9 protein-coding genes are annotated in these 13,053 nt (G+C 62.7%); 3 read left to right on the top strand and 6 right to left on the bottom strand.

Features of this window, described 5'->3' with window-relative positions; genetic code table 11:
- The first annotated feature begins 28 nt into the window (after positions 1 to 28).
- On the top strand, positions 29 to 604 hold the full coding sequence (locus ACTJKX_RS01910; RefSeq protein WP_440724182.1) for a HutD/Ves family protein: 576 nt from the start codon (positions 29 to 31) through the stop codon (positions 602 to 604).
- Between the two features lie 14 nt (positions 605 to 618).
- On the opposite strand, the gene ACTJKX_RS01905 is transcribed toward ACTJKX_RS01910, so the two are convergent.
- The gene (locus ACTJKX_RS01905; protein WP_068288645.1) at positions 619 to 753 is read right to left on the bottom strand and encodes an entericidin A/B family lipoprotein; all 135 of its coding nucleotides are present in this window, start codon (positions 751 to 753) and stop codon (positions 619 to 621) included.
- 285 nt (positions 754 to 1,038) lie between these two features.
- On the opposite strand from ACTJKX_RS01905, the gene ACTJKX_RS01900 reads away from it, so the two are divergent.
- The gene (locus ACTJKX_RS01900) at positions 1,039 to 2,310 is read left to right on the top strand and encodes a hemolysin family protein (RefSeq protein ID WP_440724500.1); all 1,272 of its coding nucleotides are present in this window, start codon (positions 1,039 to 1,041) and stop codon (positions 2,308 to 2,310) included.
- Positions 2,311 to 2,516: 206 nt separating this feature from the next.
- Here ACTJKX_RS01900 and ACTJKX_RS01895 read toward each other — a convergent pair whose 3' ends face one another.
- Positions 2,517 to 3,005 (bottom strand): DMT family transporter, encoded by a 489-nt coding sequence (locus ACTJKX_RS01895; protein ID WP_440724181.1) that lies wholly within the window; start codon positions 3,003 to 3,005, stop codon positions 2,517 to 2,519.
- Between the two features lie 83 nt (positions 3,006 to 3,088).
- Between ACTJKX_RS01895 and ACTJKX_RS01890 the strand changes: the two genes are divergently transcribed.
- A complete protein-coding gene (locus ACTJKX_RS01890) occupies positions 3,089 to 4,000 on the top strand; it encodes a LysR substrate-binding domain-containing protein (RefSeq protein ID WP_440724180.1) in 912 nt (303 codons plus the stop codon).
- A 169-nt stretch (positions 4,001 to 4,169) separates the two neighbouring features.
- Here ACTJKX_RS01890 and ACTJKX_RS01885 read toward each other — a convergent pair whose 3' ends face one another.
- From ACTJKX_RS01885 to ACTJKX_RS01870, 4 genes are all read right to left on the bottom strand, one after another.
- Complete coding sequence (locus ACTJKX_RS01885; RefSeq protein ID WP_440724179.1) at positions 4,170 to 5,834, bottom strand: flavin monoamine oxidase family protein; 1,665 nt, start codon at positions 5,832 to 5,834, stop codon at positions 4,170 to 4,172.
- Positions 5,835 to 5,974: 140 nt separating this feature from the next.
- A complete protein-coding gene (locus ACTJKX_RS01880; RefSeq protein WP_440724178.1) occupies positions 5,975 to 6,631 on the bottom strand; it encodes a DUF2625 family protein in 657 nt (218 codons plus the stop codon).
- A gap of 9 nt (positions 6,632 to 6,640) precedes the next feature.
- Positions 6,641 to 11,959: an RHS repeat-associated core domain-containing protein gene (locus ACTJKX_RS01875; RefSeq protein ID WP_440724177.1), complete on the bottom strand. Its 5,319-nt coding sequence runs from the start codon at positions 11,957 to 11,959 to the stop codon at positions 6,641 to 6,643.
- A gap of 2 nt (positions 11,960 to 11,961) precedes the next feature.
- Positions 11,962 to 13,047 (bottom strand): DUF2169 family type VI secretion system accessory protein, encoded by a 1,086-nt coding sequence (locus ACTJKX_RS01870; RefSeq protein ID WP_440724176.1) that lies wholly within the window; start codon positions 13,045 to 13,047, stop codon positions 11,962 to 11,964.
- Between the last annotated feature and the right edge of the window lie 6 nt (positions 13,048 to 13,053).

Below are 13,053 nucleotides of genomic sequence, written 5' to 3'. Positions count from 1 at the left end.
CTCAACACCGTCTTATCGGTCTCCCGCCATGAAGCTGATCCGTTTCGCCGACCTCACGCCTAAGCCCTGGAAGAATGGCGGCGGCACCACCACCGAGATCGCGGTTGCGCCCGAGGGCGCCGGCTTCGACGATTTCGATTGGCGCTTGTCGGTGGCGGAAGTAGCTAGCGACGGTCCCTTCTCGCTATTCCCCCAGATCGATCGCACCTTGACCCTGATCGAGGGCCAGGGCCTCGACATGTCGATCGAAGGGCGCGAGGCGGTGAGGCTGACCCCGGTTTCCGCTCCCCTGGCCTTCCTCGGCGATGTGCCCGTCACGGCCAGCCTGGTCGAAGGCCCCATCCGCGACTTCAATGTGATGACCCGGCGCGGGCGATTCAATCACCAGGTCTCCCGGCACGATCTCGCAAAGGGACGGCTGGCGTTGCCGCAGGACGGCCTGCAGCTGGTGGTGGCGCTCGGCGTCGGTTCGATCCGGATCGGCGCCAATAGTCTCGACCTCGGCTTCGGCGACGTCCTCCTCTTCGAGGCGGGTGATACGGGCAGCATCGAGGGAGCGCTGCCCGTCTTGTTGATCGGATTACGGCCCGCAACAGCGGGCTGACCACAGCGCGAAACTCACTGCACCGCGTGCTTGACGGCGCGCCCGGTGGCCTTCACGTCCCGGCCAACGCCGGTGACCGTATTGGCGCAGGCGGTCAGAGTGAGTGCGGACACCACGAGAGCAACGATCGCGAAGGAAATTTTTGACATTCGTTCATTCCCCGAATTGGCTGTGCCGACAATGGCAACAACACGGGAATCGTTATGCCATATTCGCCGGGCTTGCACAGCCGGACTTTTCCTTCCCAAAGGGAATATCAGGCCTGTACTTATCTATCCTGACGCTCCTGTGAGACAGGCTCGAGCCCTGAAACGGCCGCCATCCCCACGAGCTCCGCCCGTTGCCCCTATCCCAAGCCGGGCGATGCCGTTATGCTCCGCCCTCTCGAAGCGGCCCGACATTCGTCGCGGGCATGCAACCCCCTCAAAGGCACCTTGTTCCTCGACATCGCCATCATCGTCCTCCTGACGCTTCTCAACGGCGTCCTCGCCATGTCGGAACTCGCGATTGTCTCCTCCCGCCCCGCCAGGCTGCGTGCGCTCGCCGACCGCAAGCGCGGCGCGGCGACAGCGTTGGAATTGCTTGAAAATCCCGGTCGCTTCCTGTCCTCCGTGCAGATCGGCATCACGCTGGTCGGCGTGCTCTCCGGCGCCTTCTCGGGCGCCACGCTCGGCGCGCGTCTTGCCGGTTGGCTGCAGGCCCAGGGCTTGTCCGTCCATGCCGCCGATACGCTCGGCGTCGGCATCGTGGTGGTGGCGATCACCTATCTGTCGTTGATCATCGGCGAGCTCGTGCCCAAGCAGATCGCCCTGCGTGACCCCGAGCGCATGGCGGCCCGGGTGGCGCCGGCCATGCGGCTCCTGTCGAAATGCGCGGCGCCGCTGGTCTTCCTGCTCGATATCTCCGGCCGCACCGTGCTGAGGCTGCTCGGCCAGGGCGGCAAGACCGAGGAGAAAGTGACGGAAGAGGAAGTCCGCACCATCCTCAAGGAAGCCGAAAGTGCCGGCGTGCTGGAAACGGCTGAGCGCGACATGATCTCGGGCGTCATGCGGCTGGGCGACCGCAGCGCCCGCTCGCTGATGACGCCGCGGCGCGATGTCGAGGTCATCGACCTTTCCGATTCCGCCAAGACGATCATGGCGCAATTGCGCGCCACCGGTCGCTCCCGCCTGCCCGTGCAGGACGGCGAGGACGACAACATCATCGGCGTCGTCACCGTCAAGGACCTGTTCCAGTCCCAGCTCGACGGCCGGGCCCTCAATGTACGAGACCATATCCAGACGGCCCCCATCGTGATGGACACCAATGAAGCGCTCGGCATGCTGCCGTCGCTGCGCTCCTCCAAGGCACATATGGCGCTGGTCTTCGACGAGTACGGCCATTTCGAGGGCGTCATCACCGCCAATGACGTGCTGGAGGCCATCGCTGGCGCCTTCCAGGACGATGAGGGGGACGAACCGGCCATCACCATGCGCTCGGACGGCTCCTATCTGGTGTCGGGCTGGATGCAGGCAGACGAGCTGGCCGAGACCCTGTCGATGCCGATCGAGCGCGGCGACTACGAAACCGCGGCCGGCTTCATCCTGGCCGAACTCAACCGCCTGCCGCAGACCGGCGAGAGCTTCGTGCGGGACGGCTGGCGCTTCGAGGTCGTCGATCTCGACGGCCGGCGCATCGACAAGATCCTGGTGTCGAAGGACGCCTGAGAGGTACCACCTCATCGAGGCCGCCAAGCAAAACGCGGGCAACCCTTCTCCCCTTGCGAGAGAAGGTGGCGCGGAGCGCCGGACGAGGGGTGCCAACACGCTCCTTGCTAGGTTGCGTTTCTCCCCTCATCCACCCCTTCGGGGCATCTTCTCCCACAAGGGGAGAAGAATTCTCTGCGACCGCCTGCTCGGGTGCGCCCTGCCTCTCAGCGCGCCGACGCGGTGATCGCCTGCGCGGCGTTGGCCCATTGCGTCACCACCATGCCGCCGACGATGAGCAGGACGCCGGCGAGGCGCGCCGGGTTGATCGGCCTCGGCGCAAAGCCCATCAGGCCGAAATGATCGATCGCCAGCGAGGCGATCATCTGGCCGGCGATCACCGCCACCATGAAATTGGCGGCTCCGAGCCGGGGGGCCAGCAAAAGCGCAGCGGTGATGTAGATCACACCCGCAAGCCCGCCCGTCCAGATCCACCACGGCCCTTTCGACGCCGCATCGATGGTAGGGGTCGGGACACGGAAGGCCGCCATCACCGGCAGGATCACCGCGATGCTTACCGCCAGTGAAACCAGGGTGGCCCAGAGCGGATGACCGAGCAGCCGGCCAAGCGTGGCATTGGCCCCAGCCTGGAACGGCACGACCGCGCCTGCGATCAGGGCTGGCAGCAGCAGAAACAGGGAAGCGGGGTTGGTCATGGCGATCTCCTTCGATCGCCGAAGGTCTATGCCATGCCTAATTCAGATGGAAATTCCGATTTCCCATCCTTACTATGCAGCAAATGAATAATCTTGCCGGCATCGACCTCAACCTGCTCACCGTCCTCGAGGCCCTGCTGGCGGAGCGCCATGTCTCGCGCGCGGCCCTGCGTCTGAACAAGAGCCAGCCGGCCGTCAGCCACGCCCTGGCGCGGCTGCGCCTGTTGCTCGACGATCCTCTCTTGGTGCGCCAGGGTGGCAGCCTCAGGCCGACGGCGCGAGCGCTCGAAATCCAGCCTCATCTCACCGAGGCGCTCGACCGCATGCGCTATCTGCTGGCCCCGGCCGGTTTCGATCCCGCGCGCGAGCGGCGCACCTTCCGGCTGGCGATGTCGGACTATGGCGCCGCCGTGCTGCTTCCGAGACTGGTGCCGCTGCTGCGTGCAGAGGCGCCGCACAGCGACCTGCTCATCACCCAGGCGGGCCGGGAGGCGATGGCGGCCCAGATCCTCGATGGTGAAATCGATCTCGCCTTCGGCGTGTTTCCCGATCTCGGCGAGCAACTCGCTCAAGCGCTTCTGTTCGAGGATCACTATGTCTGTCTCGCGGATGGGTCCGGCCTGCCGCCCTCCGGCCGGCTCGACCTTCCCTCCTATCTTGCCCGCCCGCACGCGCTGGTGGCGCTGCGCGCCGATGTCGAGAACGAGATCGACCGCACCCTCGCCGCGCTCGGCCACAAGCGGCGGATCTGCCTCACCCTGCCGCATTGGGGCGTGGCACCGCGCCTGATCGCCGGCACGGACATCATCCTGACCGTGGCGCGCGGCATCCTGCCGCCCTCTATCGAGGCTGGCGGTCTTCGCCTGTTCGAGCCGCCTTTCACCCTGCCGGCCGTGCCCTTCACCCAGATCTGGCACCCGCGCCGCCGGGGCGATCCCGCCCATCAATGGCTGCGCGAGCGTATCGCGAGGTTTTATGGGAAAGGGCGAGGGTGATCGCGCCCTGTCATCCCGGACGCGATGCAGCATGCAGTGCTGCTTCGCAGATCCGGGACCGCAGGACAATTCTGCGCCGCACTCGGATTGCGGTCCCGCATCTGCACCGCAATGCCATGCGTTGCAGTGCGTGCAGGATGACAAGCGAAAACCGTGCCCTCTTCCACCCTCAATCCCCGAGATCGACCGGCTTGAGGGTGGGATAGAGATCGCCGGGGCCGGGGTTTTCGGCAGGCGAGCGGCCGCCGAGATGGGTCATCACGCCCCAGACCGCGTTGAGCGCCGTCTGCACAGCTCCCTCGACCCAAGCCGGCGTCCAGCTCACACCGTCGCCCGCCATGAAGATGCCGCGCTGGCTCTCCGGCAGGTCGGCCTGCATGAAATGGCCGTACATGCGGTGATTGTAGCGGTAATGCCCGGGCAGCGCGCCCTTGAAGGCGCCGAGGAAGTTCTCGTCCGCCTCCCAGCTCACGCAGATCGGCGAACCGATGATGTGGCTGGCGATGTCGAGCCCCGGATAGATCTTGCCCAGCGCCGAGAGGGCGAGCTCCACCCGCCGCTCGGCCGGCAGCGGCAGCACCTTCAGCGCATCCGTCATCCAGGAATAGGACAGGCAGATCACGCCCGGCCTGTCGTCGCCATTGTCGAACAGATAGGTGCCGCGGGTGATGCGGTCGGTCAGCGTCATCGACATCACGTCACGGCCGGTGGCCGGATCCTTGTCCTTCCAGAACGGACGATCCACCATGATGAAAGTCTTGGCCGCCTGCATGTAGCGGGTACGATCGAGCGCCATCCACAGCTTCTGGTCGAACAGGCTCTCCTCGGCGGCGATCGATGTGGTGAGCAGATGGCTCTGGCAGGTGACGACCACGGCATCGTAATCGTCGCGATTGCCCCATTGGTCCGTCACGGCAAAGCCACCCTGGCCATTGTGGGCGATCGCCTGCGCGCGGCCCCTGGTGGCGCCTGCATTGAGCCCGGCCAGCGTGGTGCCGGCTGGCCAATGCGCCAGCTTGTCCGGCGCCTTCTGCCACAGGCCCTGCGCCACCTGCTCGACCCCGCCGACGACATAGCGCTGCTCGTCGTCGAAGGCGCCGAGATTGACGCGCAGGATCTCCAGCATCGAATTGGGAAAATCCGAATCCCAGCCGCCGGTGCCGAAGCCGACCTGCCCGAACACCTCGCGATGGCGGAAGGAGAGCTTGCGGAAGGCCTGCGACGACACCACGAAATCATAGAAGGTGCGCTCGTCCCATTCGCGCACGATCGGATCCCAGATCTCCTTGATGCGCTTGGCATCGCGCGCCCGCATCGCCGCCTGCAGGGCCGAGAACTGGGCCCCTTCTTCCAGCGCCTGGTGATAGGCGTCGGCGACCTCCTTGTAGAGCGGCGGCAGATCGTCCAGCGTACGGGCATAGAGGGTCTCGCCCTCCAGATCGATCACGGTGGAGCCGGCCGCCGGGGTGAGCGGATTGGGAAAGTCCCGCGTCTCCAGCCCGAGCTTGTCGACATAGTGATAGAAGCCGCGCGAGGAGATCGGAAAGCGCATGCCGCCGAGCTCGGCGATGATGCCGTCCGTGCCCTCGAAGCGCTGCGAGCGCAGCCGCCCGCCGAGCCGCGCCGATTCATAGAGCACCGGCCTCAAACCGAGGCGCATCAGCTCATAGCCGGCTACCAGCCCGGCCGCCCCCGCCCCGATGATGGCAACCCGTTTGCCATGCTTGTCGGCCGGCACCGCCCCGAGCCCGGCCGGATGGGCCAGCCATTCGTCGTAGGCAAACGGAAAGTCCGGCCCGAAGGCGCTGATGGCATCGGAGGGCTGGTTCGGCATGGTTGTTTCCCTGCTGGCATGATGGGCACCGGAAAGGCGCACGCCATCATGCGCGAGGCAGGGGAATAGGGGAAGTGGGGTGTCTGCCCTCGGCGCCGGCCCACTTCTGGGGCGCACTCCAACACTGTCACCGTGATGCATCAAACGCTTATTAGCTCTCTCCTAAGAAGCCATATCTCGGAGGTAGACACCAAGCGGCGATCAGAATTTGATGGGCTTCCTTCCGTTGTCCATAAGAATGGGTAAAAACTGAATATCTGCATCATATCTGTTTTACTAACCTCGGATTCCCATCCTTTCCAACGAAAATCCCTATAAAAATCGTCGACATTGCCAAGAAAGCACCAATCTATGAAATCGCTATGCCCCATGTCTAGGGATTCCCATTCATTTATCTCAGGCGGTAGGTAAAATACTCCCCCAATATTTTTGTCACTGATGCCGCCTGAATTTATGACAAAGAAACCACCGACAATATCGCTTCCGAATACAAGGTATGCCCTCTCTCCATCTTTGTTAAAATTCGAATTCCATTTTAATAATGAAATAACTCCGTCCGAATTTTTTGAACCCATAATCCTTATCCATCGATTATCAAAATATAGGCCTCCCGTATTATATATAATTGCACCAAGTGTTGATTTTGTTGTGACTTGGTAGTGCAGCAGTGATTTTTTAGATTCAGATTCAGCCGGCTCTATTAATTCCGGATTATTTGTACCAGACTGACTAAGTAATTCAGATATGTGCTTATAGGCTGATTCATCGTTTCTTATTAGATCATCCAAGCTTTTCATAAGATTCTCCTAGGGAACTATTCTCATCATAATTCGCTGACCGTCGGAGATGCCCGCCGCCTTTAAGGCACTCCCAATAGACGAACCAGCACCACGATTATCCGAAGGATTAATGGGGCGGACACTCGCGCCATTCCCTCCTTCTTTTGTCATAGCCATAGGCCATTCATCTCTATCCTTGCCCGAACAGCAAGCAACGCCTTTCAACGAGGCGCGCCGCCTCTTAGCAATTTCATTCGGAATACGGTCGGGCGTCATAATTGCACTTTTCCCGGCTTTGATAGCATCTTCGATATGGCCGGCCGTTTCAGGGTAAACGGATTTTTGGAGTTCCATAACAAAATCATAACCCGATCCGGGTGGAGCAGGCGTTATTGTTACACCTGCTAGACCGAGTGGGTCGACCATCATTGATGGTCTCTGTCCGTAGCTCTGAACATTCAACCCGCCGATAAACCCAATCGGGTCCGGGCTTACGTATTGTCCGGCTAGGGGATCATAATGTCGGAAACGGTTGTAATATAACCCACTCTCCTCATCTTCCCATTGCCCCTGAAAACGGATGGGACAGACGAAGCGCGCTTCATGAGCGATCGGATCCTCCTTCAGCGCTAGACTGCCATACAAGCGCCCGCCCGGATAGGTCGTGGCGGCAATAGAGTCGCCGCCGTCGCTGTTCCAGCCGTCATCGGAGGGAGCGCCGACCATCCTTGCCGTCTCGTCCTTGCCGGCTTTCTCGCCGCGCGGATACATTGCCTGGCCGCCGCCGTCGAGGCGGTTGTCGTTGCCGACCTCCGCCAGCCACAGACGGCGCACTTCACCCCAGGTGCGGTATTCCGCCGCCCAGGTGAGCTTGCCGTTCTCCTCGAACATCTCTCTCGGTGTGCCGAGATGGTCGGTGACGATGTAATGGAGCCTGCCGTCGGGCGTCTCCTTCGCCAGCGGCCGGAAGGAGCTCGGCTCGTAATGCCAGCGTGTGGCCGCGTCCCAGTCGATCGCCCCGTCGAGCCGGAGCGGTGCTTCCTCCGCGATCACGTCGCCGTCCCACCCATAAGCGATGCCAACAACCGGCGGCCGGTCGAGATCCTCGGTGACGGCCGCGCCCATCACCGGCCTGCGCCGCTCGGAGGGCGGCGGCCGTAGCATGCTGGCATAGTCCGGTGCCACTGCACTGGCATCGATCAGCGCCGGGAACTGCGCGGCATGCAGGCGCATCTCCGGCACTGTCAGCTCGCGCACCTTCCACACCCGTCGCCCGAACGGATCATAGCCATAGCGCCAAGCCTCGCCCTCCGGCGTGAGGCAGCGGACCAGCCGGTCCTTGGCGTCCCATTCATAGCGCCACACCGTGGGCCGGAAGCCCTTGCGCTCCAGCTTGCGCCGAACGACCCGCCCTCGGACATCGTGCTCCAACTCGATGCGCTCGCCATGGGGACCGGTGGCCAGCCGCACCCGCCCGCCCTCGGACAGCAGCCAGCCTTGGATACCCTTCTCGGTCTGTGTCCCGAGATAACCCGATCCCGCCAGGCTCGGCGTCAGGCCCAGCGCCTCTGTACCCGCTGCCGATCCCTCGCCGAACCCGGCCGTGTTCAGCGCCGCGTCATAGCGGAAACGCTCCCCGCCGCCGTCACCGAAGCGCGTGCGCAGAATCTGCCCGTTCTCGTCATAGGAATAGTCAAGATCGCCCCAGGCCTTTTCGGCGATGGTAACGGGCGCGAAGGCCTTGTCCCAGCCGTACTGCCGTTCCAAAATCGGCATTGCATGGCCGGCCCGGCGGATGGCATCCATGCCATCGCCCGAGGCGCCGCCTAGGCCAACGCCGCCGAGGGTTTGACGATCATTCGTATTGGTCCCCATCCGTTGGCTGACAAGCTGCCCAACGGCATCATAGTCCTGGCGTAGTGCAAAGCCGGCCGCGCTGGTCCGCGCCAGTTCGCGCCCCAATCCATCGCGCTCGAAGGCGAGCGGAGCATGGTCGCCGACCATCAGGCTTTGCAACGCACCCAACGGATCATAGGCGGATGCCACCAGACGCCCGCCCATGCGGCGCTCCGTGCGGTTGCCGCAGCAATCATAGCTATTCTCGACCCGCCGCCCGTTTACCGTCTCGGCGACGATGCGCCCCATGGCGTCGCGCTCATATTCGACCAGCGCCGCCTTGTTCTCCGCCTTCTCCAGAAGGGCACGCCCGTCATACCAATAGCGCGTGACGTCGACCGGCTCGACCTCCTCGGCATGCTGGGCTGGCCCGAGAGGCGCGTAGGCCTCCTCCCGGACCAGCAGCCCGGAACGATCATAGGCGAAGGCGAGCCGCGAGCCGTCGGCATGACGCGTCTCGATCAGGCGATCCGCGCGGTCATAGGCATAGTCGATGACCAGCCCGTCAAAATCCTCCTCCCGGATGACCCGTCCCGCCGCATCGCGCTCGAAAGTCCACACCCGGCCGAGTTGGTTGGTCACGCTGACGAGGCGCTCCAGCCCGTCATAGCCGAAGCGCAGCCGGCCGCCCTTGGCGTCCTCGATCTCGGTCAGCCGATTGTCCGGCCCAAAACCATGGCGATAGACGGTCTGCCGGCCCTCGCCATCGACGACGCGCCGCTCGATCTGCTGCGCCGAGGCCGAGGTCGTCACAACGACACCGTCGGGGCGCTCCAGGCGCGAGGGTTGCCAGAAGTCGAGGCCTCCCGCATCGTCATAGCCGTACCGCGTCACCTGCCCCAGCGGGTCGATGACACTGGTCAGCCGACCGAACTCGTCATATCCGAAACGCGTCAACTCGCCGCGGTAGTCGCGCAGGGCGATGAGGCGATGACAGGCGTCGTAGTCGCGCTGTTCCAGCAAGCCGTCATGGCGCATGATCCGCACCGGCAGGCCTGCTTCGTCATTGACGATCTCGGTGCGATGGCCAAGCGGATCGGTGATGGAAGACAGCGCGCCCCGTTCATCATAGTCGTATTTCCAGGTATGGCCGGCCGCATCCATGGCAATACGCACACGGCCCGCCCCATCGTGGACATGATAGGTCTCCCGGCCTTCACCATCGCGCACGGACTGCAGCTGGCCGCGCGCGTCATAGCCGTAATCGGTGCGGTTGCCTTCCGCGTCCGTCACCGCGACGAGACGCCCATCCCGATAGTCGTTCCACTGGAAATGCCCGAGCCCATTGGCCTGGGCAGTGATGGCGCGATGCTCGTTGAGATAGTAGCGCTCCAGGCTGTCTTCTCCGACACCGTGCCGGAACGTCATCGCCCTGAGAGCGTCATCATACTCGAAACGATTGCCGTCATGAGGGCCGTTGGTATGAGTGACGATCACCCGACCCTGCTCGTCATAGACACGTTGCGAGCGATAGCCATGCCCCTTGCGTGTTTCGATCAGACGATGCTGCGTATCGTACGCATACTGGACCGAACCTCCGCCATAGGGCGCATCGACCGAGATGAGGTTGTTTTCGCCATCATAATCATAACGGAGTACCGTCCGGCGTTCTCCCGAGGGAGCGACCACGTGGGCAGCCAGGCGCAGGGCCTTGCCGATATCATTGTCGAAGGCGAGGGTGAGCCCGGAAGGATGAGCGATGCTTTCCAGCATGCCGCTGTCATCGCGGCGGAAAGCTATGCTCAGGCTGGTGCCGTTGCCAATCGCGGCGAGCCGCCAGACGCCATCCTCAAACAAGGCATAGTCGCTCAGGCGATCGCCCTCGCGCACGCGCAACCCACCCTTCGGCGTGGCGACAATTTCAATGCGGCGCGGGCTTTCGCCGCGCTCCCAAAGGCCTGATTGTGCCGAAGGCCGAGGGAAATAGACCGGCCATGGCGCGGCATCGATCAGCCGGAGGCGGCCGTCATCCGTGGCGACGATGAAACTGTCGACGCCGGCAGTTCGCCGATGCCCCAGGGGACCGCAGTGGTCCAGGTCGCCATGATAGGCGGAGCCGATATCGAGCGGCAGCGGCCAGGCCACCCCAAAGCCAGGATCCTGCTCCGTCGGCCTACCCGTGGCGATGAGAACCGGGTTGCCGCCTGTCTTGCAGGTGATGCAGTGGGTCTTTGCGTCCTCTTCTTCTCTGGTGCTGCGTCCTCCAGGCTTTCCGTCCTCAGTCGCTTTATCGAGGGCTTTTTCGGCTTGGCGCGCGTCCTTGGCGAGGTCTTCGGCACCCTCCACCCTGTTGGCGCCTTTCAAGGCCAAGCTACCAACCTCGCCCATCTTGCCTGCGGCAGTGGCGGCCCCCTTTGTCAGCGCAGCTTCAACCGCGAGCTTGACCACATCGGCCGAGCCATAGCCGATTGCCTGGGCGATGCCTCCTTTCTGATAGGCCTGCACATAGGGGTCGGAGACCCCATGCCAGATCGCGCCACCTGTCTCGAGCGTATTGTCCACACCACGCTGCATCGTCCCGGCCGGGTCGTACCACATGTTGGTCGCGACTTCGCCCGTCCACTGCCCCGCGCCAACCGCGGCATCGGCAACATTCTGAGCACCCGCTCCTACCGTTCCAAGCGGGTCACTGTAGAGATCGGAGGCGAGTTGTGTCGTGCCGTCCCATGTATTGGATGCAACACTTTTCACGCCCTCCCACGTTTGCCCTAAATTCTCGCTGAAGCCATCGCCAAACTTCTGCCACCCACTACGCGTGTCCTGTTGCTCATCCTTGCCACTTGGTGGCGGATCGACGTCTTTGCGTTTGACATAGATATATTTGCCCGGGCAATTTGTATTATTCAGGGTACATGTATCTGAATGACGCTGGATTGGATTGCCATTGACACGCACGACGGGTGAGGACGAAGTCGGGTCTACCGTGCCTTGAACGGTGTTAGACTTGACCCCGCCATTTGGATCGCCCGGCTCGTCGCCGCGCGTCGTTGTAATCTGCCCGTTGTTACCTTTGATCGCCTTGCCGTTCGAGAATACGTTTGGTGAGTAGTTCTGATCGTCGCTCGCTTTGCCATACACGGGCATCGGCGTAGGTTTGCCGCCCACTCTCACTACGTCCGGCGATGTGGAAACGGCAATGGCTTCCTGGTCATCTGGAATAATTTCCGGGGGAGGGGGATCGGGGGCGGTGGGGGGCGGTGGGACCGGACGTTTTTTTGATACGGTGTGGGGCTTGGCTTCCTCTTCGGTGGTTTTCGCAAAGTCGCCCGCTCCAGTTTGATCGCTGGTCCACACGGACCCATCAGGATGCGTCCAATAGGTCGTCGTTCCATCCGGCCGCGTTAGAAGGGCGGTGTCACCAGGCAAGCCAACCGACTGGGCAAAGGCCGCGTCCTCCCCCTGGTCGTAAAGTATGAAGTCCCCGCCACTGCTGGTGTAACGTGTCGCCATCGCTACGCTCTCGCCTCCGGTTCCAAGTGAAGAGCCTCCACCACAGGGACCCCTCTTCCCTCCAGCCATGGGAAGCCGGCACGCCAGGTCAGGAACACCCGCCCCACACCAGGGCGCATGTCGAAATGCACGCCATCCAGCACCAGCGGCGCCATCTTCGGGCCGTCGCCCTGATCGAGCGAGACGCGCAGTTGGAGGCCGGGCAAATGCCCGTTCAGTTTCGGCAGCCCCGGCAGGAGATGTTCGAGTTCGAAGGCTTCGTCTCCCTTCAGCCAGGGATCGGCGATGAGGTCAGGATGGGCACACTGCCAGAAGCGGAAGTCGAAATCCGTCGGCAGTAGCGGATGGCGTTCTTCCAGCCAATCATCGTCATAGGTACCTGCGTAACGGTGACGTTGATCCCACCAGGGCGGAATCGGGCCGAACCCTTCAGGCGCGATATCGCCATAAGGTGAGATCAAAGGACGATCAGGGCTTTCGATCTGAGGGGCGGGATAGAATGGTTTTTCTCGGAAGGCGCTGTCATCGACCATGCCCTGCCCAAGCGCATTGAGCCGATAGCGACCAGACGGGCTATTGCCGGTTCTTCCGGGTAACAATCCTCCGTAAGCGAGACGCCAATCGAGCGGCACGAAACTGACAGGCTCAGGTTCAGTCAGGTCCCAACCTTCAAGTACGTCTCGCGGGGCGGGCTCAGCTCGGCCCTGCCACCTTTTACGTGTTTTCGCCTTCCATTGGCGGGGTCCTGTGACGCGCAGTGTTTTCGAAACCGAACCAACCTCCAATCGGCATGTCCAATCAGGCCGAGGCATACCGTCAGAGCTATGGGCCGCACCGAGAAAGGTAATATCGGTCCCAGGTTTGAAAGGGGTGAGGTCGCTTTGCGCGACCAATGGTCCGTCATGCGGAGCGTCATTCTCATAGCGATCCGCCAAAACCAACGGATATTGGGTATCCGCCGTCTGTAGAGGACCATTACGCGCGAGTTTGAAAGTGCCGCGCGCCGCAACGACGCCGAGCATCTGCCCCGCAAGATTATATTGCTGAAAGGCAATTGCCGGGAAAGGGGTGCGATTATCAACTGACACAGGACG

The sequence above is a fragment of the Labrys sp. 22185 genome (assembly GCF_052045555.1).
Lineage (GTDB): Bacteria > Pseudomonadota > Alphaproteobacteria > Rhizobiales > Labraceae > Labrys > Labrys neptuniae.
Note: the sequence above shows the minus strand (reverse complement) of the source record. Positions and strands in the feature narration are given on the sequence as shown.